Source organism: Ruminococcus albus 7 = DSM 20455 (assembly GCF_000179635.2).
GTDB classification, from domain to species: Bacteria; Bacillota; Clostridia; order Oscillospirales; family Ruminococcaceae; genus Hominimerdicola; species Hominimerdicola alba.
This window is the reverse complement of the sequence record NC_014833.1, coordinates 864,683-881,999: the sequence shown is the minus strand read 5'-3', so window position 1 is coordinate 881,999 and position 17,317 is coordinate 864,683. Positions and strand designations below refer to the sequence as shown.

Sequence of the window (17,317 nt, the reverse complement as noted above, 5' to 3'; positions counted from 1 at the left end):
AGTGTATAATAGAAGAGACACTACTTTGGAGGTTTTAATTATGAGCAGAAGACGAAGAAATGAAACAGAAGAGCAGCGAGCAAGAAGAGAGCTAATAAGTGATTTTCTTTCGGCAGCGAATATTCAGAGCATGGACGATATTCAGGAACTTTTCAAGGAGGCACTTGCCGGATTTATGGAAGGTAGCCTTGAATCAGAGCTTGATTCCGAGCTTGGATACGAGCCGTATGACGTTAAGAACAAGGCTACCGACAACAGTCGTAACGGTCACAGCAAGAAAACTCTTCGTACCAGTATGGGTAAGGTTGATATTGAAGTTCCTCGTGACAGAAACGGCGAATTCGAGCCTAAGATACTGCCCAAGAATCAGACAAGCATATCTCAGGATATGGAGAACAAGATCATCTCAATGTATGCCAAAGGTATGTCAACGTCTGATATTGAGGATCATATTCGTGACATTTACGGTCTTGAGATATCCGATACTACTGTCAGCCGCATAACCGATAAAGTGCTTCCCGCAGCCAAGGAATGGCAGCAAAGACCACTTGAAAGCATCTATGCAGTCGTATTTCTTGATGCTATCCACTACCACGTTCGCAGCGAGGGACAGATCATCAAAAAGGCTGTCTACATAGCGATAGGCGTTAATATGGACGGCAGGAAGGACGTTCTCGGTATGTGGGTAGGCGAAAATGAAAGTGCCAAATTCTGGGCAGGCGTTCTGAATAGTCTGCGTAACAGAGGCGTTGATGATATTCTTATCGCCTGCACTGATAACCTGACAGGTTTTTCTCAGGCGATAGAGGCTGTATTTCCGAAAACTGATATCCAGAACTGTATCATTCATCAGCTCAGGAATTCAAGCAAATATGTCTCCTACAAGGATATCAAGGCGCTTATGACCGACCTGAAAAAGGTCTATACTGCCGCCACTGAAGAAGCTGCTCTGGACGCTCTGGACGAATTTGCCGCTGTCTGGGACAGCAAATATCCCAAGATCTCAAAGTCATGGTACGAAAACTGGCCTAATCTCAGCACATATTTCAAGTTCCCGCAGGAGCTTCGGAAGCTGATCTATACCACCAATGCAATCGAAGGATTCAACCGTCAGCTTAGGAAAGTGACCAAAACAAAATCCGTATTTCCTACAGATGACAGCCTTTTCAAGATGCTGTATCTGGCTATGAAGGACATCACGAAAAAGTGGACTGGGCGTCGTCAGGACTGGAGCCAGATATACGCTCAGCTTGTGATATACTACGGCGACAGGATCCCGGAATAACACTTATATCTTGACAATCAAATAATCATGTGCTAATATGCAGATAAGACCGACTGCTTTCACAATCGGTCTCATCATACACTTTTCTATTGCACTATTTTGCGTTTACACAGAATTTGGGATTGACTCGGATAATCAGATAGAATAATTACTTGAAGCTGCTGTCCTTAAAACAGCTGTTGCAGTTGCCAAGCAGACGGTATCTGCATAGTCCGCAGTTGAGACCGAGAGAGAAAAGTTCGTCCGTTTTTTCAAAATTCTCGATACTCATAGTGACCTCTTGCCACTTCTGATCGCCGCCATAGCGTCCAAATCGCCATGACTGATCTCACGTTCAAGAGCTGCGATAATACTCTCCTTGCGTTTCAGAAAGTCCGGACCTGTCAGGTTTTTGCCCGAAACCGTGTGATGCGTGATGAACGAACAGTAACAGGTCAGGTTCTCCACAAAGGTTTTAAGCTCTATAAGCATTTCCTTTTCGGGAAGCGGTGTAAACTCACCCCTATGCGCTTCCTTTAAAAGCGGAGTGCCGGGAAACAGTGTCAGACCGCCTGTGCCGACAAGCATCGGTTTGCACTGGCTGAATATCTTTGCGGAGTTGACGGCATGGGCATGACTGTGTTCTCTGCCTGCCACGCCATTGAGGAAAGTCATCCAGTAGTCGATACCTGCATCTTCGAGCTTGTGACATTGCTCCAGTATATCTGCGTAAGTATAGCCCTTATTGATACGCTCCAAAGTAAAGTCGTCTCCGCTTTCAATACCGAGGGAGATCTCACGCAAGCCCATTTCTTTCAGGCTTTTAAGCTGTTCTACGGTCTTATTGCGAATGTCGGTAACTCTGGTGGCTGCGTAGATGTATTCCATTTTCGGCAGATACCTGTTTATCATTTCGAGTATCGGGGCGAGCTTGTCATAGGTCATAGCAATCGGATTGGCGCTGAGAAGCTGAATCGTACTTGCATCGGGAGCAACTTTTGCGATCTCTTTGAGATCTTCCTCGATCCACTCCATAGGCTGGAGCTTGAAAGGCACATCACGGTACATTGTGCAGAATTTGCATTTGTTGTGGGTGCAGCCCTGGGTTATCTGCAACAGCGGAAATGTCTCCCAATAGGGGTTGCGGTAAACTGTGCCTGTAAAATGCATATTTATACCTCCTCAAACGGCCTTGCAAGCTCATTTACAATATCTTCACAGCTGTCAATGCTCTTGATAAGACTTGTGACGTTTGCAACGGTATTCACTCCGGCATCGGGATCACCTTTGAGCATACCGTAGAAGAAGCTGCCCGACGGCGGATTCAGGTCACCACGCCTGTTGGCTTCAAGTCCCTCAAATCCGTGCTTATGGGGAGTTGTTCTCCAACGGGCATTACCGTTCATCTGCGTGAACACGATATAATCATCGGGGTGAGTTGCCATAATATCAGCTTTTGTAGCATCGGCAGCTCTGCACTCCTTTGAGAGAATGAACCGTGTGCCGACGAATACGCCCTCAGCTCCCACGACCTTTGCGGCGAGTGCCATTTTCTCATTGACGATACCGCCTGCTGCAAGTACGGGGATATTCACATACTCCGAAAGCAGAGCCGTCACGCAGTTGTTCCCGAAGTGAGCGACGGCATACAGCCGCCCTCGTCACAGCCTGTTGCAACTATGATGTCCGCACCTGCCTTTTCTGCTTCTATCGCTCCACGGACGGTAGGATTAGGCTCACGCATGATAACGATGAATCCATCATTCTTCCAAGCCTTTATCTCATCGGCAGAAATATTACCTGCAACGACCAGTACCTTTACGCCTTCTTCTTTTGCCAGCCTGATCGTCGCTTAGCTGAAACCGTAGGGGTCTGCCGCTTTCGGGAATACGTTGATTCCGAACGGCTTGTCTGTAAGCTTCTTTGTTCTGCGGATGGTCTTTCGCATTTCCTCTACTGTTTCCTCCACACCCTTAACGATCTCCGTAAAATCTGCACTTGTACCGAGAACACCAAGTCCGCCTGCGTTAGATACGGCGGCAACGAGGTCTGATGAGGTTATCCAAGCCATAGGTGCCTGAATGACTGGTCTGGTTATTCCTAAAATTTCACATACTCTGTTCATGAGATCATTTCCTTTCATGCAGGCTGTCGCCTTTGTTGATATTATTTTACCCGAAGTACTTGACTTTTTCAATATACAGAATTATAATTATGATAGAAAGTCTTACACAATCTAAATTCTGTAAGAAAATGGAGTGATAAAAATGGCTGAACGCACTAAGATATGGATAGCAGACAAGATGAAAGAACTTATGAAAACCAAGCCCCTGGACAAGATCAGAGTGACCGAGATATGCCGTGTTGCAGAGATCGAGCGCCCCACTTTCTATTATCATTTCAAAGATAAGTATGATCTTGTGGCATGGATATTCCTCAGCGATGCCTATGATACAGACGTTATTTCAGCGGAGTCGGCAGCTCAGGGCATGGCGAAAATGCGGCAGGAGTTCATCTTCTACAAGCGAGCCTATGATGATGTTTCGCAGAACGCTTTGTGGCAATATATGCTTGAATATTTCGTCAAGCGTTATGAGCTGATCGCAAAAGAAAAGCTGAATACCGATATTCTCGATACTCAGCTTAAATACTCTATTCGGTTGTATTGCTACGGCTGCGTCGGTATGACAAAAGAATGGCTGCTTAACGATAATACTACCTCGGCGGAAACTGTGGTGCAGATGATGTTTGCTGCTATGCCGGAGAATATGAAAGAGATATACTTTTGAGCATCGGAACTGGATAATATCAGAAATTGAGAGTAGTAAAAAGCATTATGTAATCTGTCATTGTGATATAATTGAGTGTATTAAACAGGCGGTAAATATATGCAGTAAAAAACAACGGCAGAACGCTCGCTTTTAGACGTTCTGCCGCTTGTTTTTACGGATATTCTTTTTATATTTCAGGTCATTCTATTGTAACATTGAAAGCTCTCTTGTTTATACTTCCTGTATCCCATTCGCCGTTTACCTTGGCGCAGACTACCATTTTATAAGTGCCTGTTTCTACCTTGGGCGATGTGTAGCTTGTAACATTTCCATTGACCTGAACCTTTACGCGCCATTTGCCAGCCTGATATACAGCTATACCGTACTTTTCCGCTCCCGCAACATCAGTCCAATTTAACCTGAACTGTCTGCCACGAACCTCGGACTTGACAACTGGATATCTCTCAGCGGTTCCGTCAAGGGCTGTGAACTTAAAGCCGTTTTTGTCCGCGTAGGTCTCGGCGGCAGTGCCTTTATAGCCTTTTATTGTAAAGCCGTCAGCCTTTTTATATACACTACCATAATAATTATTATATTCATAATGATACCCAAAAGCATTTTTGCCAATGGTCATAACGCTTTTTGGTACAGAAATGCCTGTAAGGTTTGAGCAGTTAATGAAAGCCGACTCTCCGATGTCTGTAACGCTTTCCGGTATAGTAATGTCTGTAAGGCTTGTGCAGCCGCCGAAAGCCCATTTGCCGATGAAGGTCACACTGTTTGGGATGGTAATATCTGTAAGGTTTGAACAGTCGGCAAAAGCCCACTCGCCGATGTTAGTAACGCTGTCCGGGATAGTAATTCCTGTAAGGCTCGAACAGTCGGCAAAAGCCCAGTCGCCGATGTTAGTAACGCTGTCAGGGATAGTGATGCTTGCAAGGCTTGAGCAGCCATCGAAGGCTGAATAACCAATGCTTGTAATACCCTTCGGCAGCTTTACGTCTGTAAGGCTTGTGCAGCCGCTAAAAACATAACCGCCAATACTTGTAACGCTGTCAGGGACAGTAATACCTGTAAGGCTTGTGCAGTCCTCGAAAGCGCAGGAGCCGATGCTGGTAACGCTGTCAGGGATAGTAAACCCGGCAAGGCTTGAACAGCCACAGAACTCTGAAGTGCCAATGCGTGTAATGCCCTTCGGCAGCTTTATGTCTGCAAGGCTTGTGCAGCTTTGAAAAGCAGAATCACCAATACTTGTAACAGTATCCGGTATAATAATGCTTTTAAGGTTATGGCATCTTTCAAAGGCGTTTTCGCCGATGCTTGTAATGCCGTCAGGTATAGTATAGCTTTCAAGGCTTTTGCAGTCGCCGAACATATAATTGCCAAGTTTTGTCAAGCCGTCAGGGAGTTTTACGTCTGTAAGGCTTGTGCAGCCGTAAAAAACAGCATCGCCAAAGCTTGTAACGCTGTCAGGAATAGTAAAGCTTTTAATATTTGAACACTCGGAAAAAGCACCATTGCCAATGCTTGTTACGCTTTCCGGGATAGTAATGTCATCAAAGCTTGTGCAACCGCAGAAAGCATAATCATCGATGCTTGTAACGCTGTCAGGTATAGTTACATTTTCGAGATCGTAGCATCTGTTGAAAGTACCCGCGCAAATGCTTGTGATATTATCAGGTAAATTTATGCCTGAAAGAGCATAGCAACCGCTGAAAGCATATCTGCCGATATACGACACACCGTCCGAGAGAATTACCTTTTCAAGGTTTTGGCAGTCTCGGAAAGCATTGTTGCCGATGTGCGTTTTGTTGCCGGGGATGGTAATGCTTTTAATGCCTTTGCATTTGCAGAAAGCGTATTCGTCGATGCTTTCTACTGTATTCGGGATAGTTACGCTTTCAACTTCGCTTTCATAGAAAGCGAAATCGCCGATACGTGTCACGCCGTCGGGGATAATTACGCTTTTAAGTCCAGGGCACGAATAGAAAGCATATGAGCCGATGCTTGTAACAGCTTTTCCGTCGATCTCGGAAGGAACAGTAACTATTTCGTCAGTACCGTAGTACTGGAGAATCTCTATACAGTCGTCATGTACAATATAAGAGAAATCCGCATACTTCCCGGACGATTCCGCGTTAGCCCTCAGAGAAAAGCCCTCAAAAATCCCAGCAGGCAGCGTCCCCGCGCCCGAAAAGACAACGGCCAGTGCAGCCAGTCCGCATAATAAACGTTTATTCATAATAATTGCCTCCTCAAAATATAATCATATAATATTTAATTATATCATATATTATTATAATTTCCAATTACAAAAACACACAATTATCTCACTTTATTTTTGTATACTAATACTTAAAATATCGTTGAAAAACCTTATGTATGCGAATACAATATTCCGAACTGCGGAAAGTATCAAACCCGTACCAAAGCAACATCACCGGCAGGTTCTAGGTAATTCTTCGCCTTTATTTTTCAGAACTTTACCTTCAGACCTTATCATGTCCTTGCTCTCGATATCAGCACTCTTGAGCTTGATCGACATAAGAAGATCCGGTTATCCCGCCGGCACAGAATACTTCCATGTTTTTGAGACATATGATCCGAAAAACTCGGTTATTCTTACTTTCAGTACAGTGTACCGTCAATGCAATAAAAGAGTAGTAGTATAATATCCCGCACACCTAAAACTAAGATCATGCAAGGGATCAACATCTGTATATTACGCTCACGAAGTAACGAAATATAAAACAAGGACCGTGACCAGCCGCATGAGATCATTATCTCTCACACGGCTGACACAGCCCTTTAAAAATGCATCATGTTATCGTTAAACGACATAAGTAATTGCACTTTGGGAACGAGTAAAAGATTGATATATGCTTTTGCGAAGTTCGCAAAGCAGCAATTTCAATGTCGATTACTATACATTATTATTTTATTTCGGAACCGCCCCATTCAACGACTGTAAATCCGTTTCTTTCGAATGTGGAAAGCTCCTGCGGTTCGATGTCCACAGCCTCTTCAAGTGGTACATATGTCATGAATACGCGCAGCATACTGTCGGGTGCGGGGGTTATGTTCAGCTTGGCGGAATCTGTATATTTTTCACTCTGGAAGGAAATGAGATTATACTCGTTATGCTCCATTTTAGGCAGCCAGTATACGATAAATTCATTCATCTCATCTTCGCTCAGTCCCATATAGCTGAGTTTCTCTTTGAGGAAACTCTCAGTATCACTGCCTGCTACACAGAATCCCTTGGAAAAATCAAATGCTGTACGGCAGTTTACTGCGTCCCAGAACAGATATCTGTGATGAGTTCCGTCAACCTTGTTCACAAGTGATCCGTTAGGCTTAGCGACTATATCCCAGCCGTTGTTGTACTTAGGATAGGTTGTGGCAAGATCAGCTTCTGTCAGCTCGACTTCAACATGAACGTTTGTCTCCTTTTCGGGATAGAGGTAGATAACAGGCTTGTCTACCGAAGGGAAGAAAACGCTGATCTGCTTTTTTCCATAATCGTCCACGAGCTGCACCCAGCCATACTGTCCCTTATATTCTGTAAATACCCAGTTGTTGCTATTATTCATAACGCCAAGTTCCGTAAGCATAGTTTGTGCGGGGATCGTTGTAACCTTGCCGTAGCTTATATCAGGTCCGAGATACAAGGTGATCTCATTGGCAATAACATATAATCTCGCACCATATAAGGTTTCTTTTTCAGGCTTGACATAGGAATTATTGCCTCTTACGGTAACAGTTACAGCATTTTTAATTGCGTTTTCAGTGTCCCATTTTCCGTCAACCCTTGCTGCAATAGCAACTTTATAAGTCATGCCGGGTGTGAGATTTTTGGGAGATGTGTAAACTGTATCGGTGATGTTCTGCGTCTGAACTTTCCACTTGCCTGCAAGATATACAGCGATGCCGTACATGTCAGCACCTTCCACTTCATCCCATTTGAACCTTACCTGGTGATATTTTTCACTGTATTCAACTCTGATGTTTGTGGGATAGGTAAGAGTTGTTTCATCCGACTCGGCCTCTGCTGCCTGTACAGTGATACCCTGTGAAATAACAGGCGCACCGTAGCTGACAGCACCTGTTACCATACAAAGCGACATTACTGCTGCTAATATTTTTTTCATCTTCATAATTATTCCCTCCCGATCAATAATGTTGGATATGATATTATATCAATAAATGCAAAATTATTATAACACGCAAAAATGCTATTGTCAATAAAATTGACATGTTTTCTTAATTATTCGTTGCTTATACATAATAGATAAATATATTAATGTATATTCTTCACAGCAGTGAGTTTATATTTAGGGCCTGTTGCCGATTTGACCCTTTACATTTTATGACTTTCCTACAGTCGCTGTACAAAAAACATAAGATATATTTGATAAGGTATACCAGTGACAAGACTGCATATCAAGTAGGTATAACAAACCGTTCTGTTGACTTTTCTTATGTCGTCTGATATAATAAGCGTCAGTGAATTATGTAAAACAGGAGATGACATTTTGAAGAAACTTTCTGCATATTGGCGAGTGCTGATCGTTCTGTTGATATGCTCTGCAGTGATGGGGCTCGCTTGGTTCTTTCCAAACCTGTGCGACAGATACACGGACAGTATTTTCTATAATATTTGCAACGGTGTAAGCCGCGCTACGGGACTTGTTCCGTTTGCGATAGGTGAGATAATTATGTATATCGGCATCGCAGGGACGGTATTGGCAGTGATATTTCTGCTGCTTCTTATTTTCTTACGCAAAAAAGATAGGTACCGCAGGTTCTGCGCAGTGTATTTCAAAACGCTGCTGATGGCGATCGTCTGTACGGTATTTATCTATATGCCGACCTGGTACATACCCTTCTGCGGGACGGTTCTCGGAAAGGGTGAAACAGACACCCGAACAGAATTCGATCCTTATGAGATCGAAAAGCTTGTAAGATATTCGGTAGACGGGATCAATTCTGCCGCTGAAGAAATAGAGATATCCTCCGATGGTAAAGTGATTTTCCCGACTACGGAAGATACTCAGTCCCTTATCGCAGATGCCATGCGGTCTATGGGAGAAGAATTTCCCCGCTTGAATGGTTACTATCCACCCGTAAAAACCGCGCTCTGTTCGGATATACTTGACCGAATGGGTATAGGGGGGTACAACTATCCTTTTACGATGGAGCCTACTCGCAGTAAGTATCTGTCACCGCTCGACCGCATCGTTACAGATGCTCATGAACTTGCACACCACAAGGGCTATTTTCTTGAAAACGAGGCTGAAATGCTGAGCATAGTTGCGCTTACCCAAAGCCCGGATCCTTATCTGCGTATTGCAGGTTTTGATGCACTTTATTGGTGGATATGCGACATCTATTACGAGAATATCGACGTGGAAATGAGGAAAGAGTTTGACGGCATGATTGAAAGCGGCGAGCTTGACGTTCATCTACCAATTGATTCAACGGAAGAATCTGAGCGAGCGGAAGAAGCCATGCAGTTTCTGTACGACAAGTATTATAAGAACGAACCGCAGATCAGTGAACGGGCACAGATGATATTTGATGCATCGGACGATATCGAAATTGAGATATTCGATGAGGATGAGCACATCATCGACGAAATGCCCGCAGTAAACGATGCTATAACTGCAACTGCCGACGTGGGCTGGGATATACAGGAGGATATCCTCGAAGAAAATTGCTATGACGGTGCTGTGCTGCTGCTTTTGCAGTACTTTGACGATTTTGCCGCCGCACGCTCGTGACTTTAGTCATGAGTTAGGCGGCATTTCTTGACATCCTGCCGTACATATGGTATAATATAAATAATTTATTTTCAATACCTAAAGATGCTACGCATGGTCGAGGGTATGTATATTCATTGTAATACCATATCGTAAGAACTACCAAATACAGGAAGTCCTGATCATATACTTCGTCTTGTAAACTGTAAGCCTCAATTAAGAATGTCAGATACTATAATTCTTAAGTGAAAGACAGCTAAGTGTGTAAGCTTAGCTGTCTTTCTGCATATTAAACCTCATAAAAAGAAAAATTGAATTCTGTTTGTGTCACGCGTGACACAAACACAGAACAACTTTTAAGTATATAAAATTTTAAATTCTTAAAAAAATCTACTATAATAAATATATATGGAATCCATCGTATTTTGTAGCAACTGTAAGCGACAGAAGTCTTAAACAGGTAACTGATTACATTAATTCTCAAAAAACTAAGTAGAAGGAGGGAGTCTACAGTATGCAGATATATACGACTTATAGCGTTAAGATCAAGCATTACAACAACATCTTTAAAGATACCGTTATCGTATACAGACATGCTGTAGATTACCTTATCAAAGTATGTCTTGATAAATGGGATAACATTGTTTCATTCAAAGGGGTGAGTAAACTCACATATATTGAAACACTGATCCATTCTACAAAAGATAATCCCGATCCAATTTATGATTTTGATACAAAATTCTATAAGATGCCAAGCTATCTGCGCCGTGGTGCTATTAACGAAGCTATAGGCAAGGTATCATCTTACAAAAGCAATCTCGCCAATTGGATAAAAGATCCTGTAGGCAGAGAACCATCGTATCCAAAAGCAGGATATACATTTCCGTCAATGTATCGTACAGGAATGTACAATCAGACCGGTGATTATACTGCCCAGATCAAAGTCTACATCCGTAATACATGGGACTGGATAACGATAAACTTTAAAAAGTCTGATATGGATTATATATACAGACATTGCAATTTTCGCAAGCAATGCGCTCCAACACTTCAAAAACGAGGCAAGGAGTGGTTTTTGGACTTTCCGTTTGAGGAAAAGGTCAAACTTGCAGATATATCTGTGTATGAACAGACCATTGTTGCTGTAGATCTTGGAATAAACACCGCAGCTACGATTTCCGTAATGCGTTCAGATGGCACTATTCTTGGAAGGCATTTTTATAAGCTTACCAAAGAAACAGACCATCTTATGCATTGTGTTAACCGTATAAAAAAAGCTCAGCAGCATGGTAACTATAAAACACCAAGGCTTTGGGCAAAAGCCAAAGGAATCAATCACGACATTGCCACTAAAACTGCTGCCTGCATCGTAGATATAGCTGTTCTTTATAATGCAGATGTTATTGTATTTGAGCATTTAGACAAGAACGGTAAGGTCCGCGGTTCTAAAAAGCAGAAACTCAAGCTGTGGCGCAGTCAGGAAGTTCAGTCTATTGTAACGAATAAAGCTCACAGACTAGGTATGAGAGTAAGCCATATCTGTGCATGGAATACGTCACGCCTTGCCTACGATGGCAGTGGTTTTGTACTTCGTGGTAAATTCGGTGGTTTCAATACCTATGAGCTATGCAAATTTCAAAATGGCAAGACCTACAACTGTGATCTATCTGCTTCGTATAATATAGGGGCAAGATACTTCATACGTGAAATATTAAAATCCTTGGATGAGAATTCAAGGTTGCTCATTGAGGCTAAAGTCCCTCAATGCAGTAAGAGAAGCACCTGCACGTTCTCTACCTTAGTTAACCTGAATGCGGAATTTATTGCTCCAACAGCATAATTTTCTGAGTTCAGGCTGTATGGTAGAAACGTAGTCCGCCCTCCTAAAGTGGGCGTGTCCTATAGGACACTATTGGAAGCACGCGACTTTAGTCGTGTGAGGCTTCGCAACTAAAGCTAACATTCAAGCACGTTGCAGTTGCTTTACTTTTATTGATACATATGATATAATATTTAATGGATATCAGTCATGCGCACCTAAGTTACCACATAATTTACCTGATAGATAACAGATCCTTTATAAACGCTTATAATAATGTAAGATCATGTGGTGTGCTAAAAGATAACCATATTATAATTCTAACGCGTACAGGAGTGCGTAAACTATGACACCATTCATGAGCAGAACTCAGTTGGAAATATCTCAGATAGAAAAAGCAGATCTGATAAGATATTACACCATGCCTGATAACACACAGGCACTGATAGTGATATATAACGGAAATAAGTATATCAATCTATGTGAATATGACGACTACTTCTCCATGCTGGCAAAAACAGCAGACCGATTGTATCTCAATTACCCCGAAAGCTGTTTCGACGACTATACTTCCGAGATAATTGAGAAACGTAAAAAACTTAGTTTCCCCACGCGTTTCAACTTTATTGCTGAGTGCAGTAAGCATGAAGAAAAGGTACTGACGTTCGGCACAGGTATGTTTTCCAAAAATTTCATCGAATACTTTCTTTCAAAGATATACAGTGATGCAGAAGCAACATTTAGGCTTTCAAACATCAAAGGGAACAGAAACAGATATATGATATCCTGTACTGTCAACGGAATAAATAAACAACTGCCATGCAGCATAACTTCACAGGGTAACGAATATGTTTATACTCTGGGAAATCTATTCAATGGCACTCACACAGCACAGATCACGCTCAGGTATGCCCATTCAAAAACCGAAGTGATAACCCAAAGTTTTACCGATAGGGAGCTTCGACATGAATATATATACGATCTATTACAGAACAGCCTCAGATGTATGATCATCGAAGACGGACAAGTGATATTCTGTGAGGAGATCTCTCCCGAGCTTGAAAAAACTGAAATGTCTGAGGAAGTGAAGCTGATATGCGAGATCGGCGGCAATTATGCTCAGGGAGCTTTATTGCCTTGGGGCGAAAAGATCTTCATGACGGATAAAGAAACAATTTACTGCAATGACAGCGAAATGATAACTCAGATATATGAGGAAGAACTCTGCAACGGCAGAAAAAGTGAGATATCGGTAGTTCATGAAATATTCAGAGAAAAAACCAGGCTGCTTGTACAATCAAAACTGTGCTGCACAAGAATCATAAAGAGCCTGGACAGCTCACAGGAAGGATATTATTACCGACATATAAACGATGGAGAGATCAAAAAAATCAAGGATGATCTTTTTGGTATACCCGGTGTTGAAATAATAGACAGATACTTACATAAAGATAACGAATAGGTGGAAGGATATGACAAAAAACAGGATAGACGCAATATTGCAGGCGGTCAAGGCAGCGTTAAAAAAGGACGATAAATATGTTCCGCTGAGTATATACCTCAGTGAGATAAAGCGGGAGCCCGATAAAAACAGATTCGGCTCGGAAGAAACACTTTCAAAGCTGGTCAACAGCATTATAACTTCCCGAAGTGAAAAATCGCCTATAGAAATAATGAAAGATGCAGAGGATATCTACCGCACCGTACTTCCTCTCGGAAAAGCAACCAAAGATTTCAGGTTTGCAAATGCAGTATTTTTGAAAATATTTGAAAAGGACGGCATCTATCATTCAGGATTGTTCACTAAAGAGATGTATTTATGTTTCAGTGACAAGCAGATCTACATCGATACCATGTGCACCATTGCAGATATACCAACAGCAGAAAAAAACATCTATTATATCAATACTTTCAGCTGTGAGCTCAGACAGTACCACAACAATGAGAAAAGCTTTGCCTCATCGCTTATAAGCGGTGCTATCAAGATATGCAGTGCTCATGACAAAGAGATCGAATGTGAAAAACTTCTCAGCTATGCGCGAATGGCTTGCGGAATATACGATATCAGTGAAGAAAGGATAGCAAGGTCTGAGATGTTGCTGAAAAACAGCAAGGAAAACCTTGAGAACGCAAAGCACACTCTCGACCTTACAGAAGATCGCCTCGACAGCTTCAAAAGATTTGTTGAGCAGAATGAAAAGACTATCAAGGATCTCACACTTAGTGAGACGGAAAAACTTACAAGAGAAGCAAAGAATGCGGAATTCAAGTTGAAAGAATCTTTTGATGCTTTTCTGAACGAAGAACATGACAGTATAGTGTTTGAAAAGGATAAGCTGATCAGAGATGTCATAGATTCTGCGGACAGTAAGATAAGAGAGCTTAAACTGTTGGCTTCAGGCATAAAGGACAACACAGCCGCAGAGCTTTTCCGCATAAACACGGAGGCAAACAAAGCTATTGACAGAGCCTCGTCAATGCTTAACAACGGCGAACTGAAAAATATCATATCAGAGGTAAACAAGAGCAGTGATCTGGTGAACAGAATAATACGCGTTGATGAGTTCAGCAAAAATTTCGACGCCGAAAAAACTGAAGCAGCTGCCGCACCAATACAGGTGGCGGCAGGAGTGCACCCAACCATAGTTCAGATAAATGCCCAGAGATGCACCGAGCCTGCTGATATGACACCTAATTTCTTCTTTGATGAATCCTATCCCTTCAAAGACAGGTTCGCAAAACTCATGGAGAAAAAGCAGAAGTATATCGATGAAAACAATACTCTTTATCATGAGCATTTCGATGATATAATCACCGCTGTAATCGAAGATTCAAACCCATATATGATAGGCCCATCCGGCTGCGGAAAAACTTTTCTTGTAGGGCAGATAGCCAAGCTGTTGGGACTGGAATATCTGGATATCGGCTACATAAACGAGGAATATGACCTGCTGGGATTCCAGACAGCGGACGGCGGATACAACTATCCTGCATTCTACCGAGCATACAAATACGGCGGTATAGTTTTCTGCGATGAATTTGATAATGGCAATATCAGGGCAGCAGTAAAACTCAACAGCTTTATGTCCAATTCCAAAAATGCAAGCTACTGCTTCCCTAACGGCGAGCGAGTAATGCGCCACCCGAATTTCCGTATCATAGCAGCAGGCAACACCGCAGGTGACGGCGCTGACAGGAATTACAGCACCCGTGAGAAGATAGAGGAATCTCTCATGCAGAGATTCACAGCGATATACGTTGATTACGATAACAGACTTGAAGAGAACATACTTTGTAATTATCCTCAGTGGTTTGAATTCGCTGAGGTCTTCCGCAATGCCACCACTGCATGGAGCAAAGAAAATCAGACAGCAGCTCCGGGTATATTCACCACCCGTGATGCAACCAGCATAAAGAAGTACCTTGATCACCAGAGTTACGATGTCGAGGCGATCGTCAGATATGAATTCGTTGAGACCAAGGACAGCGAATATCTTGCATTTCTACAGAGAGAAATGGCAAAGTTCTACGACGGTCGTGAAAGAAAAAGTGTCGGGATATTCAGCGTGTTCAGCAATATAGTTAACGCTATACGAAACGGAGAAACAAGACGATGAGAGAATTTATGAACCTCAAAGTATACCAATACAAAAAAATGACTGTATACAATGCGGCGTTCAACAGTCTGAGTGATATGCAGATGTATATACTCAGCAAACCTAAAGTAAACGACAAAATATTTCTCAAACAGCACAGTATCATCAGACGTCCGGATTTTCCCGAGGATACCTTTGATAATGCTGTAGATTATCTTATCGGCGGATATACGGGTAATTATGACATTACACTGGAAATGCTGAAGGAATTTGAAAAGACTATGCCGATAAGAACTTACAGACGCAGGCAGGAAAAGGCAATGGCAGGCTCTCACCCAAATATTCCCGCGTACGTGGCAGGTACTCCGAAGACAATGTACAGGCTCACAAGAGCAAGAGAGAAAAAATTCGTTACTATATGGTTCAATCTGGCATATTCAATTCACACCTTAGAGCAGGCAGTCACCAACCGCGGCGCGCTGACTCTCAGTCTGATAAAACTGCTTGAAGAATACGGCATAGGTGTTGACCTTAAAGTGTTCAGCTCATGCTACAGCAATGACGAGGTGTTCAACTCCGAGATAAGGCTGAAAAGCCCGTCGGAACCTATTAATATGAAAAAATGCTTCTACCCCATGTGCTCGGTTATGTTTTTACGACGTGTCGTGCTGAGGGTGATGGAGTCCATGTCATTCCACGAAAAGAACTGGTATCCCTATTATGGTCAGCCTCTTACGGAAGACCAGTTCCGTGATATCTTCAATATACCCGATACTGATATAGTCATTTCATCACCAGTTCAGATGGGTATATTTGGTCAGGATATAAATTGTGACAGTTATAATTTTTTTAAGAAGATAGATCTTGATAAGTATATCAAGCTTGCTAAGGTGAACAGGTCATGCTGAATAGTACCAAGAAATATACCCCCGATATGATGACCTTTGAACTTCTCCCCTCATATGCAGGAGATGTTCAGAAGAGAATAGCTGATACATCAGATATGTTATTCAGAATACAGCAGGATAGGATGCCTGACAAAGCTATAAATGTCCTGACCCTTGCTTCAGACCAGCTAAAGATAAACGGTCTGGCAAAATACAAGGGATTTGTGGGAACTATAAGCTACGCAAGACTCATTGACAATGCTGAAAAAGCTGACAAAGAAGCCCAGAGGATATCCGATAGCTTTCAGGAAATATACATAGGACTATACAAAGAGAATATGCTGCTTGACACCATGAAACAAGTGCTGGAGTGCTGCATACAGGAGCTTAATGAAGCATCAGCCGCATTGAGTGAACATATGAAAAACAAAGATAAAGATACCGACTGGAAATACTACCAGATCCTTGCAGATAAAAAAATAAACGACCTTGTAATCTCGGCAAACATAGCATCACAAGGTATTATGATGATATCTGATATGTACACCCGCAACAGTGCCATGTCACAGCGGATAGATTCACTGAATGTAAATACTCTGGTTTTGTGGAGAGCAGGTATCGCAGAACTAAGGAATGCTCCCGACAAGGATAAAATTGATAAAGTCTGCGGCGTAGAAGATGTTATATCCGCCGCTATTGCTAATATCACAAGATGAGCAGATCCACACCAAAATGACGAATAAACTACCGCCCCATTCCACTGTTATAAACGGAATGGGGCGGTTATTTTCTGTAATATTAAACTACTTAAATTTCAAATCATTCCTATCAATACAAACATCATTTATACACATAAATGTCGCATCTGTATCGGTCTTGGAAAGACTGTTTCTGTCGTCAAAAAGGCTGTTGTAATACTCATAGGGAGTAAGAAACCGGTGAAATTACAAACAACGGATAATTAACTGATACTTTGAGTATGATGTACGATTTAAAGCCTATCAATATTAGCATGAAAAATGTTGAATTTATGACAAAAAAATTGTATTAATGTCAGACGGATCCTTATTTATGAACATACATTTTCTATGCTATCAATCCTGCGAAGCCGCGCAATTCCGGGGTTTTATGTGTTGAATGCTTATCTTATAATGATTAAAAGATTTGTGGTAATTATAATTTAAAAAGTAAATAGTTGATGACTAAAAGGCAATAAAT

General features: G+C 42.1%; 15 protein-coding genes and 1 pseudogene. 9 read left to right on the top strand and 7 right to left on the bottom strand.

All coding sequences use genetic code 11. From position 1 onward, the window contains the following. Positions 1-40: 40 nt before the first annotated feature. Positions 41-1,285, top strand: a complete 1,245-nt coding sequence (locus RUMAL_RS04000) for an IS256 family transposase (protein WP_013497499.1) — start codon at positions 41-43, stop codon at positions 1,283-1,285. 148 nt (positions 1,286-1,433) lie between these two features. Here the strand turns inward: RUMAL_RS04000 and RUMAL_RS22680 are convergent, their stop codons facing one another. From RUMAL_RS22680 to RUMAL_RS22235, 5 genes are all read right to left on the bottom strand, one after another. Further along, positions 1,434-1,556, bottom strand: a complete 123-nt coding sequence (locus tag RUMAL_RS22680) for a hypothetical protein (protein WP_013497498.1) — start codon at positions 1,554-1,556, stop codon at positions 1,434-1,436. Further along, positions 1,553-2,434 carry a radical SAM protein gene (locus RUMAL_RS03995; RefSeq protein ID WP_013497497.1) on the bottom strand — a complete coding sequence of 294 codons (882 nt, stop codon included), beginning with the start codon at positions 2,432-2,434 and terminating at the stop codon, positions 1,553-1,555. The genes RUMAL_RS22680 and RUMAL_RS03995 overlap by 4 nt, the downstream gene beginning before the upstream one ends. Before the next feature lie 2 nt (positions 2,435-2,436). After that, positions 2,437-2,883, bottom strand: coding sequence for a nitronate monooxygenase (locus tag RUMAL_RS22240; RefSeq protein WP_050793262.1), 447 nt, complete (start codon positions 2,881-2,883; stop codon positions 2,437-2,439). Continuing rightward, positions 2,880-3,008: a hypothetical protein gene (locus RUMAL_RS22675; protein ID WP_272868100.1), complete on the bottom strand. Its 129-nt coding sequence runs from the start codon at positions 3,006-3,008 to the stop codon at positions 2,880-2,882. Before RUMAL_RS22675 ends, RUMAL_RS22240 begins: the two co-directional genes overlap by 4 nt. Before the next feature lie 108 nt (positions 3,009-3,116). Further along, positions 3,117-3,407 (bottom strand): NAD(P)H-dependent flavin oxidoreductase, encoded by a 291-nt coding sequence (locus RUMAL_RS22235; protein WP_050793261.1) that lies wholly within the window; start codon positions 3,405-3,407, stop codon positions 3,117-3,119. A 124-nt stretch (positions 3,408-3,531) separates the two neighbouring features. On the opposite strand from RUMAL_RS22235, the gene RUMAL_RS03985 reads away from it, so the two are divergent. Further along, positions 3,532-4,053, top strand: coding sequence for a TetR/AcrR family transcriptional regulator C-terminal domain-containing protein (locus RUMAL_RS03985; protein ID WP_013497496.1), 522 nt, complete (start codon positions 3,532-3,534; stop codon positions 4,051-4,053). A gap of 181 nt (positions 4,054-4,234) precedes the next feature. Here RUMAL_RS03985 and RUMAL_RS20545 read toward each other — a convergent pair whose 3' ends face one another. Together RUMAL_RS20545 and RUMAL_RS20540 are read right to left on the bottom strand one after the other, a co-directional pair. Next, positions 4,235-6,277, bottom strand: coding sequence for a leucine-rich repeat domain-containing protein (locus tag RUMAL_RS20545; protein WP_013497495.1), 2,043 nt, complete (start codon positions 6,275-6,277; stop codon positions 4,235-4,237). Positions 6,278-6,968: 691 nt separating this feature from the next. Further along, a pseudogene (locus tag RUMAL_RS20540) lies at positions 6,969-8,072 on the bottom strand (BspA family leucine-rich repeat surface protein); the annotation flags it as partial. Between the two features lie 498 nt (positions 8,073-8,570). On the opposite strand from RUMAL_RS20540, the gene RUMAL_RS03970 reads away from it, so the two are divergent. The 7 genes from RUMAL_RS03970 (at position 8,571) to RUMAL_RS03945 (ending at position 16,815) form a co-directional block, all read left to right on the top strand. Then, positions 8,571-9,818, top strand: a complete 1,248-nt coding sequence (locus RUMAL_RS03970; protein ID WP_013497493.1) for a DUF3810 family protein — start codon at positions 8,571-8,573, stop codon at positions 9,816-9,818. Between the two features lie 355 nt (positions 9,819-10,173). Next, entirely contained in the window at positions 10,174-10,293 is a 120-nt protein-coding gene (locus tag RUMAL_RS22910; protein ID WP_080678386.1) for a transposase, read from the top strand. Positions 10,294-10,311: 18 nt separating this feature from the next. Next, positions 10,312-11,637, top strand: a complete 1,326-nt coding sequence (locus RUMAL_RS03965; protein ID WP_013497492.1) for an IS200/IS605 family element transposase accessory protein TnpB — start codon at positions 10,312-10,314, stop codon at positions 11,635-11,637. Between the two features lie 325 nt (positions 11,638-11,962). After that, a complete protein-coding gene (locus tag RUMAL_RS03960) occupies positions 11,963-13,078 on the top strand; it encodes a hypothetical protein (protein WP_013497491.1) in 1,116 nt (371 codons plus the stop codon). Positions 13,079-13,088: 10 nt separating this feature from the next. Continuing rightward, positions 13,089-15,233 (top strand): AAA family ATPase, encoded by a 2,145-nt coding sequence (locus tag RUMAL_RS03955; RefSeq protein WP_013497490.1) that lies wholly within the window; start codon positions 13,089-13,091, stop codon positions 15,231-15,233. Continuing rightward, a complete protein-coding gene (locus RUMAL_RS03950) occupies positions 15,230-16,120 on the top strand; it encodes a DUF7192 family protein (RefSeq protein ID WP_013497489.1) in 891 nt (296 codons plus the stop codon). The genes RUMAL_RS03955 and RUMAL_RS03950 overlap by 4 nt, the downstream gene beginning before the upstream one ends. Then, entirely contained in the window at positions 16,114-16,815 is a 702-nt protein-coding gene (locus RUMAL_RS03945; protein WP_013497488.1) for a toxic anion resistance protein, read from the top strand. Before RUMAL_RS03950 ends, RUMAL_RS03945 begins: the two co-directional genes overlap by 7 nt. Positions 16,816-17,317: the final 502 nt, after the last annotated feature.

What these genes read in the sequence shown, in the direction of transcription:
- RUMAL_RS20545 (WP_013497495.1), bottom strand. Translation starts at nt 6,277, where the DNA reads ATGAATAAACGTTTATTATGCGGACTGGCTGCACTGGCCGTTGTCTTT.
- RUMAL_RS03945 (WP_013497488.1), top strand. Translation starts at nt 16,114, where the DNA reads ATGCTGAATAGTACCAAGAAATATACCCCCGATATGATGACCTTTGAA.
- RUMAL_RS03950 (WP_013497489.1), top strand. Translation starts at nt 15,230, where the DNA reads ATGAGAGAATTTATGAACCTCAAAGTATACCAATACAAAAAAATGACT.
- RUMAL_RS22235 (WP_050793261.1), bottom strand. Translation starts at nt 3,407, where the DNA reads ATGAAAGGAAATGATCTCATGAACAGAGTATGTGAAATTTTAGGAATA.
- RUMAL_RS03995 (WP_013497497.1), bottom strand. Translation starts at nt 2,434, where the DNA reads ATGCATTTTACAGGCACAGTTTACCGCAACCCCTATTGGGAGACATTT.
- RUMAL_RS03985 (WP_013497496.1), top strand. Translation starts at nt 3,532, where the DNA reads ATGGCTGAACGCACTAAGATATGGATAGCAGACAAGATGAAAGAACTT.
- RUMAL_RS03960 (WP_013497491.1), top strand. Translation starts at nt 11,963, where the DNA reads ATGACACCATTCATGAGCAGAACTCAGTTGGAAATATCTCAGATAGAA.
- RUMAL_RS04000 (WP_013497499.1), top strand. Translation starts at nt 41, where the DNA reads ATGAGCAGAAGACGAAGAAATGAAACAGAAGAGCAGCGAGCAAGAAGA.
- RUMAL_RS22675 (WP_272868100.1), bottom strand. Translation starts at nt 3,008, where the DNA reads ATGCGTGAGCCTAATCCTACCGTCCGTGGAGCGATAGAAGCAGAAAAG.
- RUMAL_RS03955 (WP_013497490.1), top strand. Translation starts at nt 13,089, where the DNA reads ATGACAAAAAACAGGATAGACGCAATATTGCAGGCGGTCAAGGCAGCG.
- RUMAL_RS03965 (WP_013497492.1), top strand. Translation starts at nt 10,312, where the DNA reads ATGCAGATATATACGACTTATAGCGTTAAGATCAAGCATTACAACAAC.
- RUMAL_RS22680 (WP_013497498.1), bottom strand. Translation starts at nt 1,556, where the DNA reads ATGAGTATCGAGAATTTTGAAAAAACGGACGAACTTTTCTCTCTCGGT.